This is a genomic window from Agrobacterium sp. MCAB5 (assembly GCF_052114365.1).
Lineage (GTDB): Bacteria > Pseudomonadota > Alphaproteobacteria > Rhizobiales > Rhizobiaceae > Agrobacterium > Agrobacterium tumefaciens.
Window position 1 is genome coordinate 192,656 of record NZ_JBFREP010000001.1, and the last position, 17,823, is coordinate 210,478.

General features: G+C 57.8%; 21 protein-coding genes. 12 read left to right on the forward strand and 9 right to left on the reverse strand.

Annotation, left to right across the window (positions count from 1 at the left end):
• Window positions 1–77 precede the first annotated feature (77 nt).
• Window positions 78–965, forward strand: coding sequence for an NAD(P)/FAD-dependent oxidoreductase (locus AB4Z23_RS00940; RefSeq protein WP_441359967.1), 888 nt, complete (start codon window positions 78–80; stop codon window positions 963–965).
• On the opposite strand, the gene AB4Z23_RS00945 is transcribed toward AB4Z23_RS00940, so the two are convergent.
• Window positions 966–1,748 (reverse strand): AraC family transcriptional regulator, encoded by a 783-nt coding sequence (locus tag AB4Z23_RS00945; protein ID WP_065661476.1) that lies wholly within the window; start codon window positions 1,746–1,748, stop codon window positions 966–968.
• A 94-nt stretch (window positions 1,749–1,842) separates the two neighbouring features.
• Between AB4Z23_RS00945 and AB4Z23_RS00950 the strand changes: the two genes are divergently transcribed.
• Complete coding sequence (locus tag AB4Z23_RS00950) at window positions 1,843–2,250, forward strand: DUF2000 family protein (RefSeq protein WP_003514594.1); 408 nt, start codon at window positions 1,843–1,845, stop codon at window positions 2,248–2,250.
• Window positions 2,251–2,321: 71 nt separating this feature from the next.
• On the opposite strand, the gene lepA is transcribed toward AB4Z23_RS00950, so the two are convergent.
• The 3 genes from lepA to AB4Z23_RS00965 form a co-directional block, all read right to left on the reverse strand.
• The gene (gene lepA / locus AB4Z23_RS00955; protein WP_041694295.1) at window positions 2,322–4,160 is read right to left on the reverse strand and encodes a translation elongation factor 4; all 1,839 of its coding nucleotides are present in this window, start codon (window positions 4,158–4,160) and stop codon (window positions 2,322–2,324) included.
• Between the two features lie 61 nt (window positions 4,161–4,221).
• Entirely contained in the window at window positions 4,222–5,091 is an 870-nt protein-coding gene (locus AB4Z23_RS00960; protein WP_065659786.1) for a carbon-nitrogen hydrolase family protein, read from the reverse strand.
• The gene (locus tag AB4Z23_RS00965; RefSeq protein ID WP_065661474.1) at window positions 5,088–5,696 is read right to left on the reverse strand and encodes an acetyltransferase; all 609 of its coding nucleotides are present in this window, start codon (window positions 5,694–5,696) and stop codon (window positions 5,088–5,090) included. Before AB4Z23_RS00965 ends, AB4Z23_RS00960 begins: the two co-directional genes overlap by 4 nt.
• Before the next feature lie 73 nt (window positions 5,697–5,769).
• Here AB4Z23_RS00965 and AB4Z23_RS00970 point away from each other — a divergent pair, with 73 nt between their 5' ends.
• The 3 genes from AB4Z23_RS00970 (at window position 5,770) to AB4Z23_RS00980 (ending at window position 7,389) form a co-directional block, all read left to right on the forward strand.
• Complete coding sequence (locus AB4Z23_RS00970) at window positions 5,770–6,171, forward strand: ketosteroid isomerase-related protein (protein WP_421475994.1); 402 nt, start codon at window positions 5,770–5,772, stop codon at window positions 6,169–6,171.
• 95 nt (window positions 6,172–6,266) lie between these two features.
• Window positions 6,267–6,848 carry a helix-turn-helix domain-containing protein gene (locus AB4Z23_RS00975; RefSeq protein ID WP_065661473.1) on the forward strand — a complete coding sequence of 194 codons (582 nt, stop codon included), beginning with the start codon at window positions 6,267–6,269 and terminating at the stop codon, window positions 6,846–6,848.
• Between the two features lie 22 nt (window positions 6,849–6,870).
• On the forward strand, window positions 6,871–7,389 hold the full coding sequence (locus tag AB4Z23_RS00980; RefSeq protein WP_019564485.1) for a GNAT family N-acetyltransferase: 519 nt from the start codon (window positions 6,871–6,873) through the stop codon (window positions 7,387–7,389).
• Between the two features lie 10 nt (window positions 7,390–7,399).
• Here AB4Z23_RS00980 and AB4Z23_RS00985 read toward each other — a convergent pair whose 3' ends face one another.
• Window positions 7,400–8,476 carry an alpha/beta hydrolase family protein gene (locus tag AB4Z23_RS00985; protein WP_441359968.1) on the reverse strand — a complete coding sequence of 359 codons (1,077 nt, stop codon included), beginning with the start codon at window positions 8,474–8,476 and terminating at the stop codon, window positions 7,400–7,402.
• Window positions 8,477–8,619: 143 nt separating this feature from the next.
• Here AB4Z23_RS00985 and AB4Z23_RS00990 point away from each other — a divergent pair, with 143 nt between their 5' ends.
• Entirely contained in the window at window positions 8,620–9,708 is a 1,089-nt protein-coding gene (locus AB4Z23_RS00990; protein ID WP_441359969.1) for a helix-turn-helix transcriptional regulator, read from the forward strand.
• Window positions 9,709–9,711: 3 nt separating this feature from the next.
• Here AB4Z23_RS00990 and AB4Z23_RS00995 read toward each other — a convergent pair whose 3' ends face one another.
• Both AB4Z23_RS00995 and AB4Z23_RS01000 read right to left on the reverse strand, forming a co-directional pair.
• Window positions 9,712–10,815, reverse strand: coding sequence for a TRAP transporter substrate-binding protein (locus tag AB4Z23_RS00995; RefSeq protein WP_003514611.1), 1,104 nt, complete (start codon window positions 10,813–10,815; stop codon window positions 9,712–9,714).
• A 138-nt stretch (window positions 10,816–10,953) separates the two neighbouring features.
• Window positions 10,954–11,427, reverse strand: a complete 474-nt coding sequence (locus AB4Z23_RS01000) for a group III truncated hemoglobin (RefSeq protein ID WP_421475990.1) — start codon at window positions 11,425–11,427, stop codon at window positions 10,954–10,956.
• 140 nt (window positions 11,428–11,567) lie between these two features.
• Between AB4Z23_RS01000 and mbfA the strand changes: the two genes are divergently transcribed.
• The gene (mbfA, locus tag AB4Z23_RS01005; RefSeq protein WP_003514615.1) at window positions 11,568–12,551 is read left to right on the forward strand and encodes an iron exporter MbfA; all 984 of its coding nucleotides are present in this window, start codon (window positions 11,568–11,570) and stop codon (window positions 12,549–12,551) included.
• 63 nt (window positions 12,552–12,614) lie between these two features.
• Here the strand turns inward: mbfA and AB4Z23_RS01010 are convergent, their stop codons facing one another.
• Both AB4Z23_RS01010 and AB4Z23_RS01015 read right to left on the reverse strand, forming a co-directional pair.
• Window positions 12,615–13,229 carry a transglutaminase-like cysteine peptidase gene (locus AB4Z23_RS01010; protein WP_003514617.1) on the reverse strand — a complete coding sequence of 205 codons (615 nt, stop codon included), beginning with the start codon at window positions 13,227–13,229 and terminating at the stop codon, window positions 12,615–12,617.
• A gap of 118 nt (window positions 13,230–13,347) precedes the next feature.
• On the reverse strand, window positions 13,348–14,136 hold the full coding sequence (locus AB4Z23_RS01015; protein WP_025592170.1) for an alpha/beta hydrolase: 789 nt from the start codon (window positions 14,134–14,136) through the stop codon (window positions 13,348–13,350).
• Between the two features lie 187 nt (window positions 14,137–14,323).
• Between AB4Z23_RS01015 and infC the strand changes: the two genes are divergently transcribed.
• The 5 genes from infC (at window position 14,324) to pheS (ending at window position 17,822) form a co-directional block, all read left to right on the forward strand.
• On the forward strand, window positions 14,324–14,860 hold the full coding sequence (infC, locus tag AB4Z23_RS01020; RefSeq protein WP_060641871.1) for a translation initiation factor IF-3: 537 nt from the start codon (window positions 14,324–14,326) through the stop codon (window positions 14,858–14,860).
• 194 nt (window positions 14,861–15,054) lie between these two features.
• On the forward strand, window positions 15,055–15,258 hold the full coding sequence (rpmI, locus tag AB4Z23_RS01025) for a 50S ribosomal protein L35 (RefSeq protein ID WP_003493355.1): 204 nt from the start codon (window positions 15,055–15,057) through the stop codon (window positions 15,256–15,258).
• Between the two features lie 40 nt (window positions 15,259–15,298).
• Window positions 15,299–15,703, forward strand: coding sequence for a 50S ribosomal protein L20 (gene rplT, locus AB4Z23_RS01030; RefSeq protein WP_003514622.1), 405 nt, complete (start codon window positions 15,299–15,301; stop codon window positions 15,701–15,703).
• 165 nt (window positions 15,704–15,868) lie between these two features.
• Window positions 15,869–16,747: a serine/threonine protein phosphatase gene (locus AB4Z23_RS01035; protein WP_421475988.1), complete on the forward strand. Its 879-nt coding sequence runs from the start codon at window positions 15,869–15,871 to the stop codon at window positions 16,745–16,747.
• On the forward strand, window positions 16,740–17,822 hold the full coding sequence (pheS, locus tag AB4Z23_RS01040) for a phenylalanine--tRNA ligase subunit alpha (protein WP_003514626.1): 1,083 nt from the start codon (window positions 16,740–16,742) through the stop codon (window positions 17,820–17,822). Before AB4Z23_RS01035 ends, pheS begins: the two co-directional genes overlap by 8 nt.
• Window position 17,823 lies beyond the last annotated feature (1 nt).

Genomic DNA, 17,823 nt, shown 5'->3' on the forward strand with positions numbered 1-17,823 from the left:
GACTCTAAAATTCATGTAACAATATAAGTATCGTGAAACGAACGGGCGCTTCCGGCTCGGTGAACGATAGGTGCATCATGAAATACGACGTCATCATCATCGGCGGCAGCTATGCGGGCCTGTCCGCCGCCCTGCAGCTCGGGCGCGCGAGAAAAAACATCCTGGTGGTGGATGCGGGTGAGCGGAGAAATCGCTTCGCCAGCCATTCCCACGGTTTTCTCGGACAGGACGGCAAGGCGCCGGGCGACATCATCGCCGAGGCACGCCGCCAGATCGAGCGCTACCCGACGATACACTGGGCAAAGGGCAGGGTAACGAATGCCGAAGGATCATTCGATGACTTCGTCATCGAGATCGATGGCAATCGCCGCGAAAGGGCGGCCAGACTAATCCTTGCCACAGGCGTTACGGATGAACTGCCTGATATAGCCGGGCTGAAGGAACGCTGGGGCAGCGCCGTCTTCCATTGCCCCTATTGCCACGGATACGAACTGGATCAGCGCAGGATCGGCGTCATCGCGGCCTCACCGCTGGCCATCCACCATGCACTGATGCTTCCGGACTGGGGTGAAACGACCTTTTTTACCAACGGTATATTCGTGCCGGATGCCGAACAGAGTGCGCTTTTGTCAGCCCGGGGCGTTTGGGTGGAAAAAGAGCGTATCAGAGAGATCGCAGGGCATGCGGATGTTGTTCTTGCGGATGGGTGCAGCATTGCTTTGGCCGGTCTTTTCACGCAACCGAAATTGCGGATTGCCTCGGATTGGATCGAAAAGCTCGGTTGCACCGTGGAAGAAGGGCCGATGGGTTCAAGCATCGTGACAGATGCCGTGAAACAGACAACAGTGCGCGGAATCTTCGCATGCGGTGATGTGGCAAGGCCCGCTGGCTCGGTCGCTCTTTCCGTGGGCGATGGCGCCATGGCAGGGACTGCGGCTCACAGGTCGATCATGTTTCCGGAATGATCAGTGCGAAACAAGGCTTAGCCAGCGCCCCGGAGGCATTCCGAAGGCGTTCTTGAAGTGGCGGGTAAAATGCGCCTGATCTGCAAAGCCGCAGGCAAACGCCGTTTCCGCAAGACCCGCACCCGCCCGCATCATGTCCTTGCATTTTTGCAGACGCCGCATGATGAGATACCGGTGCGGGCTCGTGCCAAACAGGGAGCGGAAGTGCCGAAAGAGCGTGAAGCGATCAAGCCCGCTTACTTGCTCCAGCTTCTCTGAGGTGACGGCAAGCGCGCTGTTCTCCAGCAGGTAATCCCGGCAACGGAAAACGGCGATCCGGTCAAGCCGCCTGAGGGTTCTCTCGCTTCCGTTCGAATGCTTCCAGAGCAGATCCGACAGTCTCGATTGCCAGTCGGTCAGGAGCAGATTGTCCGGCTCGCCCTCGAGATTGCCGAGAGCCTCTATCAGGCATTGCCGGAACTCATCGTCTTCGATGACGGGGTTTTTTGCAAATGGCAGCGCGTGAAATCCGGTCGCCACCTCCATGGTCTTTTCCGGCGGAAGATAGAGCATACGGTAGCGCAGACCTTCGTCGGTGCCGGCACCACCATCGTGAACTTCGTCCGGATGCAGCACGATAACCTTTCCGGGCGTGCTGAAATGCGATGTGCCACGATAGGAAAAGGTCTGGACGCCGGAAAGCGTCACACCGAGCGCATAGGTGTCATGGCGATGGGGTGCATAGGCGTTGCCGTGAAAGCGCGCTTCGATGCGCTCGATCCCTTCGCTGGAAGGGGCCTGCACGATCCCCTCGAATTTGCACGAACGTTCAAGATCGCTCGTACCCTGAGGGACTAGGGTTGCTTCTCTTTCGTAACCACAGCCAGATTGAGTTCGCATGTTTGATACCAAGATCGCCGTCATCCTTCGTGATGACCTTGCCGTGTGGCAAAAACTGAATGTCACCGCATTTCTAATGTCCGGTATCGTCGCCCAGACCAGAGAGATCATCGGGGAACCATACCGCGACGGGGCGGGTAACGTCTACAATCCCCTGTCCGTCCAGCCGATAGTCGTCATGGCCACGGATCAGGAGGCGCTGCGCAAAATCCATCAGCGATCCCTGGAACGCGAGGTCACGACATCGCTCTATATCGAGGAAATGTTCGCAACCGGTCATGATGTTGCCAACCGCCAGGTGTTTTCGGAATTTTCTCCCGACAATGCAAAGGTCGTCGGCATGGCGCTTAGGGCGGACAAGAAAATCGTCGACAAGATTACCAAGGGCGCGAAGCTGCATGCCTGAGCAGCTGCCGTGAATGTAAAAAGGGAGGCCGTAAGCCTCCCTTGTCAAATCAGCGACGATTTAGCGGCCGCTTATTCGTCGTTCATCTTCAGCGCAGCGATGAAAGCTTCCTGCGGAATCTCCACCTTGCCGAACTGGCGCATGCGCTTTTTGCCTTCCTTCTGCTTGTCCAGAAGTTTGCGTTTACGCGTCGCATCGCCACCGTAGCACTTCGCCGTCACGTCCTTGCGCAACGCGCGCACGGTTTCGCGGGCGATGACCTTGCCGCCAATGGCCGCCTGGATCGGGATCTGGAACATGTGCGGCGGAATGAGTTCCTTCAGCTTTTCGCACATGCCGCGTCCGCGCCGGTCAGCCGCCGAGCGGTGGACCAGCATGGAGAGTGCGTCCACCGGGTCGCCGTTCACGAGGATCGACATCTTAACGAGATCGCCTTCGCGATAGTCGATGATATTGTAGTCGAACGAGGCGTAACCCTTCGAGATGGATTTCAGGCGGTCGTAGAAATCGAACACCACTTCGTTGAGCGGCAATTCATAGGTGATCATCGCGCGGTTGCCGACATAGGTCAGCTCCGTCTGCAGGCCGCGCCGGTCCTGACAGAGTTTCAGAATACCACCGAGATATTCGTCGGGCGTCAGGATCGTCGCCTTGATCCACGGTTCGCGGATTTCCTTGATCTTCACGACATCAGGCATATCCGCCGGGTTGTGCAGCTCTTTCTCGGTGCCATCTGTCAGCGTCATTTCATAGACGACCGAAGGTGCTGTGGCGACGAGATCGAGATTGAACTCGCGCTCGAGGCGTTCCTGAATGATTTCAAGATGCAGCAGACCGAGGAAGCCGCAACGGAAACCAAAGCCGAGAGCGGCAGACGATTCCATTTCGAAGGAGAAGGAGGCGTCGTTGAGGCGAAGCTTGCCCACCGCCGCGCGCAGATCTTCGAAGTCGGCTGCATCGACAGGGAAGAGGCCGCAGAAAACCACGGGCTGCGCTGGCTTGAAGCCGGGCAGGGCCTGCGCCGTCGGGCGCTTGTCGTCGGTAATGGTATCGCCAACACGCGTATCGGCGACTTCCTTGATCGAGGCGGTGATGAAACCGATCTCGCCGGGGCCGAGGCTGTCGACATTGACCATCTTCGGGGTAAGTACGCCAACGCGCTCGACGCCGTATTTCGCGCCGGAACCCATCATGCGGATCTGCTGGCCCTTGGTCAGCACGCCGTCGATGACGCGCACGAGAACCATGACGCCCAAATAGGTGTCGTACCAGCTGTCGACGAGCAGCGCCTTGAGCGGCCCGTTCTCGCCGACTTCGCTCTTGGGCGGTGGCAGGCGGTTGACGATGGCTTCGAGAACATCGGGGATGCCAAGCCCGGTCTTGGCCGAAATCAACACAGCTTCGGAAGCATCGATGCCGATTACTTCCTCGATCTGTTCCTTGATGCGGTCGGGCTCCGCAGCCGGCAGGTCGATCTTGTTCAAGACCGTCACCAGCTCGTGATTATTGTCGATTGCCTGATAAACGTTGGCCAGCGTCTGGGCTTCCACACCCTGAGATGCGTCCACCACCAGCAGCGAACCTTCGCAGGCCGAAAGCGATCGGGACACTTCGTAGGCAAAGTCGACGTGGCCGGGCGTGTCGATGAGGTTCAGCACATAGGTTTCGCCGTTATTCCCCTTGTAGTGCAGGCGCACGGTCTGGGCCTTGATGGTGATGCCGCGCTCGCGTTCGATATCCATCGAATCGAGAACCTGTTCCGACATATCGCGCTCGGCAAGGCCGCCTGTCGACTGGATCAACCGGTCGGCCAGCGTCGATTTGCCGTGATCGATGTGGGCAACGATCGAGAAGTTGCGGATATGGTCCAGGGGCGTGCGGGTCGAATTTGTGCTCATGCCCCGCGCTATAGCAGGGGCTTCTCATGCCGCAAAGCGGGAATTTGGTTAAAAGCCCTTTAAAATGGGCTTTTCAGATCGCAAACTGCTCCGGCCAGTCGCGGCGGGTGGCCACTTGTCCTTCGGTTCTAAGCTTGGCCACGGCAGCAAGGTCGATATCGGCGATCAGCAACGTGCTGTGTGTCACCGCATCGCTTTCGCTTTCCGCGACGATACCCGATGCCGGCATGCCATAGTCGGATGGCACGTAAAGTGCTGCGCGGCCACGATTTTCATCGACGGCGGGAGACCATGGAGCCTCACCCGCCGTGGGGGAGGAGAGAACGGCATACTGGTTTTCCAGCGCCCGCGCCTGCGCGCCGATGCGCACCCGGTAGGCGCCGGCCAGCGTATCGGTGCAACTGGGAGCGAGAACCAGTTCGACGCCAAGCTCGGCCAGCTTCCGGCCAAGCATCGGGAACTCGTTGTCGTAACAGATGAGGATGCCAAGCCTGCCGATCGTCGTCTCGAAGGCTTTCAGGCCCTCGATGCCGGCATGGATGTTCCATTGCTCCCGCTCGAAGCGCGTCATGATCTGCTTGTCCTGATACCCGATCAGTCCGTTGGGGCCGAACAGCCATGCGCGGTTGCGGAACTTGCCGTCCTTGTCTTTCACTGGCGCGCTGCCCGGCTGAAACAGGATTTGATGTTGCCGCGCCAGCTCTTCGCAAAGCTCGACCCATGAGGGGATGAGCGGCTGTATCTCTTCGATGGAGCGGTGCAGGTCCGAGCGCGCATCCGGCGGCAACTGCCCGGTCAGCGTCATGGCCGAATATTCCGGCAACAGCAGCAGCTCGGCGCCTTTTTCTTTCGCCTCGCGCACGATGGCGGAAAGATGGGCGGCATAGCCTTCCCATGTCTCGATGAGTTCGATGGCATATTGGCTGGCGGCGAGTTTCGTCATCTGTTTTCCTCTCCGGCAGCAATGGTCTTCATCCAGAACGACAGGGGCTTTGGGCTTTCGGTGCTCTCGTCTAGATCCCGCCAGGTGAAGCTGGTGTGCAATTCCGGGTGATGGCGATAGCCGCGTTTTTCCCAGAAGTTATTCAGCGGCACGTAATCCAATGGCCGGCGCGGGTGGTCGGCGGGGCGCTCGACCGCGCAGAAGGTGCAGCAGTTGAAGCCGAGCTTGCTCGCATGCGCCTCCCGCTCCACAAAGAACCGCACCCCGATGCCATGCCCGCGATAGCTGGGCAGAAGCACGCTTTCGCCGAAGTAAAATATTCGGTCCGGATCGTAACCCGCCTTCAGGAAGGGCGCCTTCACCTCGTCGGTCTCGGCCGCCATCGGCATGCCGGTGGACATGCCCACCACGTGTGCGCCATCCAGCGCCAGCACGAAAACCGCGCCTTTCGTGTCGGCATAGGTGGCGAGATATTTGCGCTCGTAATCCAGCGATCCGTCATAGAGATAGGGAAAGGCGCGAAACACTTCGATCCGCAGGCGCGCAAGGTCATCGAAATAGGGCGCGGCCTCGATGCCGGAAAGAGACTTGATTTCGACGGTCATGGGCATTTTCACTTTCGGTTGCACTGGTTATACCGTCATGGAAAACCCGCGCAAGCATTGAACGGAGAAGACAATGACCGCCACTGAGACCATCCGCGCCTATTACGATGCCTTCAACCGTCAGGACATGGATGCCTTTCTGGCGCTTCTTCACGACGAGGTGGTACATGACATCAATCAGGGCGAGCGTCAGACCGGAAAGCCGGCTTTTGCGTCCTTCATGCAGCACATGAACCGTTGCTATAAGGAGAACCTCACCGACATTGTCATCATGGCGAGCGAGGACGGTAAGCGCGCCTCTGCGGAATTCATCGTGAACGGCGAATATCTCGCAACCGATGAAGGGCTGCCGGAAGCCGATGGCCAGACATACGTCCTGCCGGCTGGTGCATTCTTTGACCTGAAGGATGGAAAAGTTAGTCGAGTAACGAACTACTATAATCTGAACGATTGGATCGCCCAGGTCGGTGCCTGATGCATCTTTGCCGCGCGCAGAACCCGCGGTAAAAAAGCGACCGTAATTTCCATTATGGTAGATATTGACTCCATCATGTGAGAATGTATTCTCGCATGATGGAAAACGAAGATCATATTCTCGAACGCTCTATCGGCGACCGCATCAAGACGTTGCGCGCTGAAAATGGTTTGACCCTGGACCGGCTCGCCGCCGAATCCGGCGTCAGCCGAGCGATGATTTCCCGCATCGAACGTGGCGAGGCGAGCCCCACGGCCTCGCTTCTTGCCCGCATCTGCGCAGCGCTAGGCCTGTCGCTCTCCGGCTTTTTCGCCGAAGACGAAGAGGCTGTTTCACCGCTGGTGAAAAAGCGTGACCAGCAGCTCTGGAAAGACCCGGAGACCGGTTATGTGCGCCGTGCCATCTCCCCGCCACGCGTCGGTTCCGATGTCGATATTGTCGAGGTCGAGTTCCCGGCGGGCGCACGTGTCGGTTTCCCGCCGCATGCGGCAAGCCGCGGAATGACGCAATATGTCTGGCTTTTTGACGGTGTGCTGGAGATGACCAGCGGTGGAGACGTGCACCGGCTGGAACCCGGCGATTGCCTTTTCATGCCGGTGGGTGAGGGACATGTCTTCCACAATCCCTCAGAAAAACCTGCCCGTTATGCCGTCGTGCTGGATCAAAGACAGCGCTGATTTTCCCCGACAGGAGTTATTAATGGCCACCATCCGCGTATTGAACCGGGCAGAGACGATCAATGCCTTGCCCGAACTTTGTGACGTTATCGCCGACTGCGTTAATGGCGGCGCGTCTGTCGGTTTCATGCTGCCTTTCTCCCCAAAAGATGCCGAGCCGTTCTGGCAGGATGTAGCCGATGCCGTGGAAGCAGGCGGCACCATTCATGTGGTGGCGGAAGTAAACGATAAAGTGGTGGGCACGGTGCAGGTCGGTCTGGCCTCCAAGCCCAACCAGCCACATCGCGGTGATCTGATGAAGCTTCTTGTGCATCGGTCGGCACGCGGGCTGGGACTTGCACGAAAGCTCATGGAAAAGGTGGAGCAGGAAGCGGCAAAACGTGGCCGTACCCTTTTGGTGCTGGATACGGCCACGGGTAGCGATGCGGAGGCAATTTATCCCCGTCTTGGCTGGGAACGCGTCGGCGTCATCCCCGACTATGCGCTTTTTCCCGACGGGCGTTATTGCGGCACGACCCTGTTTTACAAAAGGATCGGCTAGGTTCTTCTGGTTATTGACCCGGCTTCAGCGTGCGGTTGAAGGCGGTGACGATCATCATTTCCAGCTGTGCATGAATATCGTTACGGTCGCGGGGCCCGGCCGGTTCGCAGATCGGATCGCGCTCGCCAACGGATTTGAGAAACGCGTCGGCATCCGGCTTGCAAAGGGGCAGGAAGCTGAAATGGTTGGCCTCGTCGACCTGTTGGTAAGTAGAGGCAGGCACTTGTGCTGCAAGCTCGTCGGCAAGGACAGCGGGCGGTATTTTACCTTCGCTGCCAAGATTGATGAAGGTCAGCGGAATATCGATTTGTCTCAGGCTGTCCGGCTGGAACGCCAGCGCCAGACCCGGATCGACCAACACGGCGGAACGGATGCGTGGATCGCGGTTCTGCTGCTCGAAACGGGTCTTGTCGATGGTTCTGAGATCGAGCTTCGGTACGCTGACCGGCTCGTTATTGACATAGGCCCGGCCGCCGGCAAACCACTGGCAATCCATCATTGCTGCATTCTCTTCACAATAGCGCATATAGGCGTCAAGATCGGCGCGTGCACCTGCAATCTCCATCGCCGCGCTACCGCCCAGCGAAAAGCCGAGAACACCGATGCGTTGCGCATCGATTGCACCCGACCACGTGCCGTCCGTCGTCAAGGCCGTGACGATTGTGGATAGATCGTTCGTCCGTTCCCAGATTTTCGGCGTATCGGCAGGCGTCGAGTCACCACTGGTCGTGCCGGGATGATTGGTTCCGGCGACGATGAAACCTTCGCTGGCGAGTTTCGCGGCGATCCAGGCCATGCCTTCAGCGCGCGAGCCGGACCCGTGCGAAATCAACACGAGGGGGAAATGGCCGTCTTTGATGGTCGCGTCCTTCCGAACCGCTGATCCCTGAAAGATACGGTTCTCGGAGGAAAGCGCCGGTGTGCCGTCTCCGCCTTTGGCCGGATACCAGATCGTAACGTCAAGGTTTGTGTTGCGGGCCTTGGAAGGAACTGGGATGCTTGTAAGCCCGACATCCTCTGCGGCAAATGCCTGCGGGGAAAAAGCCGCGCACATAAGAAGTGCGACAAGGGTGTTTTTCAGTGTCATGAGAGCCTCTCCGTTTGACAAGGTGGATGCTCCCGTTTTCCTTCTAGGGTGAATAAATGCGTCCTTGATCGCGTTAAAGGTCGTGCCGAAACGCGATCTGGTCCATGAATGGGTGGTAATTCATCGCTTCGGGATCGTTATCCGTGCTTTTCATTCCATTGCCTTTTGTCGTCGCACTTCTGCTGGTCGTCATGTTCATCGTCTTCTTTCGAGGCGCAGAGGATATGCGAACCAACCGGGCGTTTCTGGCGCTCATCGCGCTTTGCGCCGTGCAGTCCGCTCTTGTCGGCTTGCGCTGGGGATATGGTGTGAGCGAAGCGCGTTATGTTTTGCCTGTTCTGGCTGCCTGCCTGCCGCCTCTCGTCTACATCGCCTTTCGCGGACTGATGGGCGTTGGAGTTGAAAGCAGGAGGGCGATGTTTGCCAGTCTTGTGCTTTCACCTTTCTTCGTCGTCTTTCTGGAGTTCGTCCTTCCTGTTGCGATCGATTTTGCGCTGATCGTGATTTTTGTCGGGCACGCCATTGCCTTGCTTCTTTTGGCAAGAAAAGGGCCGGATGGGCTGGACGAGGCGCAATTTGCCAGCGTCGCATCTGCGCATAAGGCGCTCATTGTCGCCGCGGTCGCTCTCTGCGTTTCCGCGTTCTTCGATCTTCTGGTGTTTTTCGATTTCGAGTGGGCGCATGGAGAAAATGTCGCCGCACTTGTCAGCAATGCCAATCTTCTCGGGCTTCTGCTGATCGGTCTCATGGCTGCACTTGCCGGCAAAAGCAAAGCGCCGCAAACGGCTGCCCAGCCTGCTGCGGAGTTGTCTTTGCCGGCGCCTTCACAACAGGACCGGGACGTTGTCGAAAGGCTTGATCGCTTGATGGAGACCCACACGCTCTACCGCGATGAGAACCTAAACCTGTCACGGCTCGCAAAACGTCTCGGTCTGCCGAGTCGGCAAATCTCGGGCGCCATCAATCGCTCGCTCGGCGTTAACGTCTCGCAATATGTCAACCAGCTGCGCATCCGCGAAGCCTGCCGGCTGCTGGAGGAGACGGATCAGTCGGTCACTGCGATCATGCTGTCTTCCGGCTTTCAGACCAAATCCAACTTCAACCGGGAATTTCGCCGCGTCACCGGCATGAGCCCGATGGACTGGCGTGAACGCGAGGTGTGGAAGCTGGTGTCGAATACAAAAACGGCCACCCGGCAGATGCCGGATGGCCGTTTGAAGATACTGAAATGAGGATCAGAGCGTGCCGTTGCGCTGCTGGATCATCATATAGGTGTCATAGGTATATTCGGCGATCTGTGCCCAGAGATAGGCGTCTTTCTTGAACGCCTGCTGGCTTTCGTAGATCTTCTTGAAGCTTTCGTTCTTGGCCGAAATCTCGGCATAGGTGTCCTGCGCCGCCTTGTGGCAGACGTCGAGGATTTCCTGGCTGAACGGCCGCAGGATGGCGCCCTGCGCCACGAGTTCCTTCAAAGCCTTCGGATTGCGCGCGTCATAACGCTCCAGCATGCTGGCGCTGCCGGCGGCGCAGGCGTCTTTCAGAATACGCTTGTAGTTCTCCGGCAACTCGTTGAACTTCTGCAGGTTCACGAAAGCATGAACGGCTGGGCCACCTTCCCACCATGCGGGGTAGTAGTAATATTTCGCAACCTTGTAGAAGCCGAGCTTCTGGTCGTCATAGGGACCGACGAATTCGGTTGCATCGATGGTGCCCTTTTCGAGAGCGGCGTAAACATCGCCGCCGGCGATCTGCTGCGGTGTCACGCCAACCTTCTGCATCACCTGGCCGGTCAGGCCGGCAATGCGCATTTTCAAGCCCTTCAGGTCATCGATGGTGTTGATTTCCTTGCGGAACCAGCCGCCCATCTGGGCGCCGGTATTGCCGAGCAGGATCGAGTAGATATTGTGCTGGGCAAGAAACTCATTGAGCAACTCGTTGCCGCCCGCCTGATTGAACCATGCATTCGTCTGGCGTGCATTGAGACCGAAGGGAACCGAGGTCCCGAGCGCGAAGGTCGGGTCCTTGCCGACATAGTAGTACGAGCAGGTATGCGCCATTTCGACGGTTCCGGCCGTCACCGCATCCGCTGCCTGCAGCGCCGGCACGATTTCGCCACCGGCGAAATGCTGGATGACGAAGTTGCCGCCGGATGCTTCCTTGACATGATCGGCGACGATCTGGCCGGCACCGAATAGAATGTCGAGGCCCTTGGTGAATGACGACGTCATGCGCCAGGTGATTTTGGGGTTTTCCTGCGCAATGGCCGGAGCGGCCAGCACGGTTGCGGTAACACCGGCACCAACAGCGCCCGCCTTGCGAATAAATGATCTGCGATCCATGTCGATAAGCCCTGATATGTCTGCATATTACAGGCGAACCGTACGGTACGCCTCCCAGTGGCTACTAAACATTTATCCTCGCGGCCATCAAGGGGAATATTTGAACTTGCCGGGCCTGCTATCATCGCCCGGATGGGGCTAAGGATGCATGCGTTTTAACGCCGGATCATCCATTGCAGGATTATAAAACAGCGAAAGCGTCAGGCTTTTTGCGATGCGTTCCGCAGTTTCCATGAACCAGTTATGGGCTTGTGGGCTCGGCGCGATATCGTCAAGGGTGGCCGAAAAAAGCGCCAGCCATTGCGGGAACAGTTCCGCCGACATGCCTTTTACGCCAAGATGCGCCTGCACCGGCTTGCCGCCGTAGCCGCCATTCTTGAAGGCGACGGCGGCCCAGAACTGTTTCATCCTGGCCATATGCTCCGGCCAGCGCCCTGAAAGCCGCGCATCGAAGACAGGGCCCAGCGTGGGATGTTCCAGAACGCGGCCGTAAAATGTCTCGACCAGCAGGTCGACGAAACCGGCGTCGATGCCGATAGCCGCCATGGCCTTTTCCGCCCTGTTCTGAATTTCCGCGTTGTGGGCGGCCTTTGCCGCGATCTGGTCCTGCATTGTGCTTCCTTTTGCGGCAGAACCTACGTGGCTCTTCGACACTCCGCAATGCGACCCTTTGGCATATTAGAATAATTCTAAAAGGCTTGATTGTGACGTGATCAGGATGTATTTAGAATTATTCTAAAGAGGTTCCAGCCATGTTCCGCAGTCTTTTTTCCCTGTCCAAACGCCCGTTCTCCTCGCTTGGCGAACAGGAAATCCTCGCACTTGCCATCTCGTCCGAAGAAGACGATTCCCGCATCTACCGCTCCTATGCCGATCATCTGCGCGCGCAATATCCGCAATCCGCAAAAATCTTCGATGATATGGCCGAGGTTGAGCAGCAGCATCGAAACGTGCTGATCGACATGCACCGCAGGCGATTTGGGGAAACGATCCCCCTGATCCGCCGAGAGCATGTGCGTGGCTTTTACGAGCGCACGCCGGACTGGCTGGTGAAGAACCTGTCGCTCGACAAAATTCGTGCGCAGGCGGAATTGATGGAGGCCCAGGCGATCCGTTTTTACGATGAGGCTGTCAAGCGCACCAGCGATGCCTCGACCCGCAAGCTGCTCGGCGATCTGGCCGAGGCGGAGCGTGGTCACGAAGACATCGCGCAGATGCTGGAAGAGAAACATCTCGACGAAAACGGCAAGACAGAAGAGGCGGAAACCGCAAAGCGGCAATTTCTTCTGACCTTCGTGCAGCCGGGTCTTGCGGGACTGATGGATGGTTCCGTATCGACGCTGGCGCCGATCTTCGCAGCCGCCTTCGCCACGCAGGATACGTGGCAAACCTTCCTGATCGGCCTTTCGGCCTCCGTTGGCGCGGGTATTTCCATGGGCTTCACCGAGGCGGCCCATGATGATGGCAAGCTTTCCGGTCGTGGCTCTCCGGTAAAGCGCGGTCTCGCCTCAGGCATCATGACAGCCGTTGGTGGCCTTGGCCATGCGCTGCCCTATCTCATTCCGCATTTCTGGACAGCAACGGCCATCGCCGCGGTCGTCGTCTTCGTGGAACTCTGGGCCATCGCCTTTATTCAGAACCGCTTCATGGAAACGCCGTTCCTGCGGGCAGTGTTTCAGGTAGTGCTCGGCGGTTCGCTGGTGCTGGCCGCGGGTATCATCATCGGCAACGCCTAGTGAATAAAAAAGCCCGCAGCGTTTGCTGCGGGCTTTCTGCATTGAGCCTATAATATCTGTCGATCAGCGCAATGCGCCGACCAGAACGTCGCGGCCATCCTCGATGGAAACCCAACGGCCCGAATTGAAGGACGCCTGCCGCTTCAGATAAGTGTAGTTGGTGTCGGTCCAGAGCTTCACGTCGTCGGTGAGATTGTCGAGAATATAATCGCCATCGGTGGTGCGGAGCGTCAGCACGGCATGGCCCTCGCCATCAGGCTTGCGCACGACAGTGATCAGCAGGTCAGCAACGGAAAACCCACGCTCGATCAGCTTCTTGCGCTTCAGCAGCACGAAGTCCTCACAATCGCCAGCGGTCGTGGGATATTCCCAGACTTCTTCCTTGCCGTAGATTTCCATGTCGGTCATGGCGACGATCGAGGTGTTGACGGATGTGTTGATCTCGCGAACCACACCCCAGCCATACTCGGTGACGCGTGGTGGCGGCGTCAGCTTACTTCGAATGTTGCACTCGCTCGCGTATTTCTGACAGAACTCATAATGGCCGATCGGCTGGGATGTGATCCCGCCCGTCACCATGGAAGGGCTTCCCTTGGTTTCCGCCACGGCGGAGGCAGCAGTCAATAGCCCGGCGGCAACTGCAAACAGCAGCGCACGCGCCAGCGGTGCGTTCATCATGAAACCCGTCCCTTAATTCTTAACGAAAAGTTAAGAGGGTTGGGGGGCAGGAGTCAATCACTAGCCATCGGCGGCGCGCAAGACTCGTTAAATATGGTTAAGATCGTTGCGCAAATGCCTATGTTGCAAGGGCTTTGACGGCAGCCAGCATCCTGTCGATATCCTGCGGCCGGGACAGCCGGTGGTCGCCATCCCGGATCAGCGTCAAGACGACGTCGTCGGCAGGAAGATGTTCGAGGAGCTTCAGCGCATGCTGATAGGGAACATCGGGATCGCGCATTCCCTGCAGGATGTGAACCGGGCAGCCCGTGGTAATGATGCCGGTGAGGACGCGGTTCTGCTGCCCGTCTTCCATCAGCGCGCGCGTAAAGATGTTCGGCTCGGGGCTGTATTCCGAATGTTCCTCGAAATAACCCTTGTCTTCAAGCGACCGTTTTTCCGCATCCGTGAGGCTCGGCTCTATCAGGTCCGCCGTGAAATCGGGGGCTGGCGCAATGAGGACCAGACCAGCGACGGACGGCGTGCCGCCAGCCTTGCGCAGTTCCTCGACCATGCGCAGCGCGATCCATCCACCCATCGACGAACCGATAAGGACGACGCGCGATGGCGCCTTTTCGCGCACGACGGCAAGTGCCTCTTCCAGCCATCTTGAAATCGTGCCCTTTTTGAAGTCACCGCCGGAAGCGCCGTGCCCGGAATAATCGAGCCGCAGGCACGCAATGCCGTTTTCCGCCGCAAAGCGGTCGAGTTCCACCGCCTTGGTTCCCGTCATGTCGGAACGGTAACCGCCGAGCCAGACGAGCGTGGATGCATCTTCTCGTGAAGTTGCCGGGCGATGAAGGACGGCGATGTCGCGGGCGTCGTCGCCCATGCCTACACGCAGGAATTCAGCGGCTTGTTCAGTCATGTATATGCAATTCTCCTGAATTTCGCGCAACAAAGGCGGCGTATTTGCAAAAACCGTGACAACAGGTGATCTTTTCGGGCAGATATGCTATTGACTTCGCCACGGCAATAACGACATTTCCGCCGCTTGTACCAAACAAGCTGTTTTTTGCCGATGTGATCCAGAAACAGATCAGGAGAATACGACCATTCGCAGACCTTTCAAAGCCGATGCCCCCGTCAAGGAGGGCCCGCGCTCCAACCGGGAAATCCGGGTTCCCAGAGTTCAGCTTATTGATGAAGAGGGCCAGAACCTCGGTAGCATGCCGACGGACCAGGCTTTGAAAATGGCGGAGGATGCCGGTCTCGATCTCGTTGAGATTTCGCCGAACGCTGAACCGCCGGTATGCAAGATCCTCGATCTCGGCAAGCTTAAGTACTCGACCCAGAAAAAAGCCGCTGAAGCGCGCAAGAAACAGAAGATCGTCGAGGTCAAGGAAATCAAGATGCGCCCCAACATCGACACGCATGACTATGACGTGAAGATGAAGGCGATGAACCGTTTCTTTGACGAAGGTGACAAGGTGAAGGTGACGCTGAAGTTCCGCGGCCGCGAAATGGCCCACCAGGAACTCGGCATGAAGCTTCTCCTCCAGGTGAAGGAAGATACCCAGGCGATTGCCAAGGTTGAAGCCGAGCCGAAGCTGGAAGGCCGTCAGATGATGATGGTTCTCGCGCCGAAATAACTCTTTCGCGCACGCCGCCCGGGCGGCATGAAGCACCACCGCAAGGGGAAGTTCGTATTCCCCGTTGCGCTTTTAACCGACTGCGGTTATAAGCGCGCGTCCGAACGGTCCGGCAGGGCATGCCGAGGCCGTTCCTGAATAGCTTGAAATAGGCCTCGTCTGCCTGTTTCGATACAAAAACACGGAGTAGCAAAATGCCCAAGATGAAGACGAAGTCCGCTGCAAAAAAGCGGTTCAAGATCACCGCCACCGGCAAGGTTGTTGCAGCCGCCGCCGGTAAGCGCCACGGCATGATCAAGCGTACCAACAAGTTCATTCGCGACGCGCGTGGAACCATGGTTCTCGCCGAAGCTGACGGCAAAAAAGTCGTCAAGAACTACCTGCCGAACGGTCTCTGAGACTTTTCCGCACTTTTGGACACTTTAAGGAGATCATGACATGGCACGCGTAAAACGTGGCGTAACTTCCCGCGCCAAGCACACCAAGACACTCAAGGCAGCCAAGGGCTTCTACGGCCGCCGCAAGAACACCATCCGCGCAGCAAAGGCTGCTGTGGATCGTTCCAAGCAGTACGCTTACCGCGACCGCAAGGTCAACAAGCGCAACTTCCGCGCTCTGTGGATCCAGCGTATCAACGCTGCTGTTCGCGAATTCGGCCTGACCTACGGCCGCTTCATCGACGGCCTGAACAAGGCTGGTATCGAAGTTGACCGCAAGGTTCTGTCCGACATGGCTATCCATGAGCCGGCAGCATTCGGCGTGCTCGTCGAGACCGCGAAGAAGGCTCTTGAGTACCTCAAGGAAGCTGGTACGACCAACGAGTTTGAAACCGCTGTAAAGTAATTACGGCGCGGACAATCTGTTGTTCATTTGAAACCCGCGCCGGTCCTCCGGCGCGGGTTTTTCGTTTTCAGTTTCTGATACAGCTCTATCGGCGTTTTTTAATTTAGAAATTTAGAAGAGTTGGAGTATTCACGCCGTTTGAAGCGAAATCCTTGGTGGACGGAAATGCTGGTCAATAAAATTCAGGTTGTGGAAGCAGAAGGCTTTCGCGTTCATCTCGACGATGACGACATCGCAACCCTGATGCGCGTCCTCCTGAAAAGTGACCGGCGCATTCAAAAGGTCGAGCTCTCGCAATTGACGGTGTGGATCAAACGGCAGGGCACGGAACGTGTGACCTGGTGGATGAAAATGCAGAAGCTGCTGTCAAAACTTCTGCCTTATGCTTTTCTTCGCCCTTCTGAACCGCTGGACGGCGCGGGCCTCATGCAGCGAGAGCTGGAAACGTTGCAGCAGTTCCAGCAAGGCGGTTTCCCGGTTCCGCCGCTGATCTACTCGTCGCGCACAGCAATGGTGTTGGGAGATGTCGGCCCGACGCTCATGGAGCGGATGGATGCGCTAAAGGTGTCCGATCCGGTGCAACATGACGCCTTGCTTGTGAAATCCGCAGAAGCGCTTGGCGAGCTGCATGCGGCGCGTCTCTGCCACGGCCGCCCGCATGTGCGTGACTTCTTTTTAAAAGACGACCGTATCGGTTTCATGGATTTCGAGGAGCGCCCGCAGGAGGTCATGCCGCTGGAGACGGCGCAGGCTCGCGATATCTGGCTGCTGTTTTTGCAGGTTGCAACCCGCGCCTGCGATGCGCCGAAAACCTGCGACGCCGCCTTTGCCCGCTGGCGTGAAAACGCCCCGCCGCGGGCGCTTGAAGAATTGTGCCGTCTGATCGGCATTCTGGGGCGATTTTTACCGCTTGCCCGGTTGATCGGGCGCGTGCGGATGGGTAGTGATCTGCGACGCTTTATCATGGCGACCGACTATCTGATGAATGCTGTGAACCCCGAAGCCGCTGTTAAAAATACCGGCAAGGCAGGAAAAGATGACTGAACTTGATACCTTGAAATCGCAACTGATGTCGGAGATCGCCGCCGCCGCCGATGAGCCGGCCATCGAAGCCGTGCGCGTCTCCGCGCTTGGCAAGAAGGGCTCGGTTTCGGAGCTTCTGAAGACGCTGGGGTCGATGACGCCGGAAGAGCGCCAGACCCGAGGCGCTGCCATCAACCAGCTCAAAACCGAAATCACCGACCTGATCGGTGAACGCAAGAGTGGCCTGAAAGATGCTGCGATTGCCGCCCGCCTGAAGGCGGAAACGCTTGATGTCAGCCTGCCGGTCCGCCAATCTCCGACCGAGCGCGGCCGCATTCATCCGATCAGCCAGATCGTCGATGAAATCACCGCGATCTTTGCGGATATGGGCTTCTCGATCGCCGAAGGTCCGGATATCGAAACGGACTATTACAACTTCACGGCGCTGAATTTCCCTGAAGGCCATCCGGCCCGCGAAATGCATGACACCTTCTTCTTCCAGCCGGATGAAAACGGCGAGCGCAAGGTGCTGCGCACGCACACCTCGCCGGTGCAGATCCGCACCATGGAAAGCCAGAAGCCACCGATCCGCATCGTCATTCCGGGCAAGACCTACCGTCAGGATTCCGATGCCACCCATTCGCCGATGTTCCATCAGGTCGAAGGTCTGGTGATCGACAAGAAGGCGCATGTTGGCAATCTGCGCTGGGTACTTGAAGAGTTCTGCAAGACCTTCTTTGAGGTGGATAGCGTTGTCATGCGCTTCCGCCCGTCGTTCTTCCCCTTCACGGAGCCGAGCTTCGAGGTGGATATTCAGTGCGACCGCTCCGGCCCGATCGTCAAGTTCGGCGAAGGCAACGACTGGATGGAAATCCTTGGCTGCGGCATGGTGCACCCGAATGTGCTGCGCGCCGGCGGTCTGGACCCGGATGAATATCAGGGCTTTGCCTGGGGCATGGGCCTCGACCGCATCGCCATGCTGAAATACGGCATGCCGGACCTGCGTGACTTCTTCAACGCCGATGTCCGCTGGATGAACCACTACGGCTTCCGCCCGCTCGACATGCCGACGCTGTTCGGCGGTTTGAGCGTTTAAT

What these genes read in the sequence shown, in the direction of transcription:
- AB4Z23_RS01015 (WP_025592170.1), bottom strand. Translation starts at nt 14,136, where the DNA reads ATGACTGAACAAGCCGCTGAATTCCTGCGTGTAGGCATGGGCGACGAC.
- AB4Z23_RS01010 (WP_003514617.1), bottom strand. Translation starts at nt 13,229, where the DNA reads ATGATGAACGCACCGCTGGCGCGTGCGCTGCTGTTTGCAGTTGCCGCC.
- AB4Z23_RS01035 (WP_421475988.1), top strand. Translation starts at nt 15,869, where the DNA reads ATGCTGGTCAATAAAATTCAGGTTGTGGAAGCAGAAGGCTTTCGCGTT.
- rpmI (WP_003493355.1), top strand. Translation starts at nt 15,055, where the DNA reads ATGCCCAAGATGAAGACGAAGTCCGCTGCAAAAAAGCGGTTCAAGATC.
- AB4Z23_RS00975 (WP_065661473.1), top strand. Translation starts at nt 6,267, where the DNA reads ATGATGGAAAACGAAGATCATATTCTCGAACGCTCTATCGGCGACCGC.
- mbfA (WP_003514615.1), top strand. Translation starts at nt 11,568, where the DNA reads ATGTTCCGCAGTCTTTTTTCCCTGTCCAAACGCCCGTTCTCCTCGCTT.
- AB4Z23_RS00950 (WP_003514594.1), top strand. Translation starts at nt 1,843, where the DNA reads ATGTTTGATACCAAGATCGCCGTCATCCTTCGTGATGACCTTGCCGTG.
- AB4Z23_RS00940 (WP_441359967.1), top strand. Translation starts at nt 78, where the DNA reads ATGAAATACGACGTCATCATCATCGGCGGCAGCTATGCGGGCCTGTCC.
- AB4Z23_RS00970 (WP_421475994.1), top strand. Translation starts at nt 5,770, where the DNA reads ATGACCGCCACTGAGACCATCCGCGCCTATTACGATGCCTTCAACCGT.
- rplT (WP_003514622.1), top strand. Translation starts at nt 15,299, where the DNA reads ATGGCACGCGTAAAACGTGGCGTAACTTCCCGCGCCAAGCACACCAAG.
- AB4Z23_RS00960 (WP_065659786.1), bottom strand. Translation starts at nt 5,091, where the DNA reads ATGACGAAACTCGCCGCCAGCCAATATGCCATCGAACTCATCGAGACA.
- AB4Z23_RS00965 (WP_065661474.1), bottom strand. Translation starts at nt 5,696, where the DNA reads ATGACCGTCGAAATCAAGTCTCTTTCCGGCATCGAGGCCGCGCCCTAT.
- AB4Z23_RS01000 (WP_421475990.1), bottom strand. Translation starts at nt 11,427, where the DNA reads ATGCAGGACCAGATCGCGGCAAAGGCCGCCCACAACGCGGAAATTCAG.
- AB4Z23_RS00980 (WP_019564485.1), top strand. Translation starts at nt 6,871, where the DNA reads ATGGCCACCATCCGCGTATTGAACCGGGCAGAGACGATCAATGCCTTG.
- AB4Z23_RS00985 (WP_441359968.1), bottom strand. Translation starts at nt 8,476, where the DNA reads ATGACACTGAAAAACACCCTTGTCGCACTTCTTATGTGCGCGGCTTTT.
- pheS (WP_003514626.1), top strand. Translation starts at nt 16,740, where the DNA reads ATGACTGAACTTGATACCTTGAAATCGCAACTGATGTCGGAGATCGCC.
- AB4Z23_RS00995 (WP_003514611.1), bottom strand. Translation starts at nt 10,815, where the DNA reads ATGGATCGCAGATCATTTATTCGCAAGGCGGGCGCTGTTGGTGCCGGT.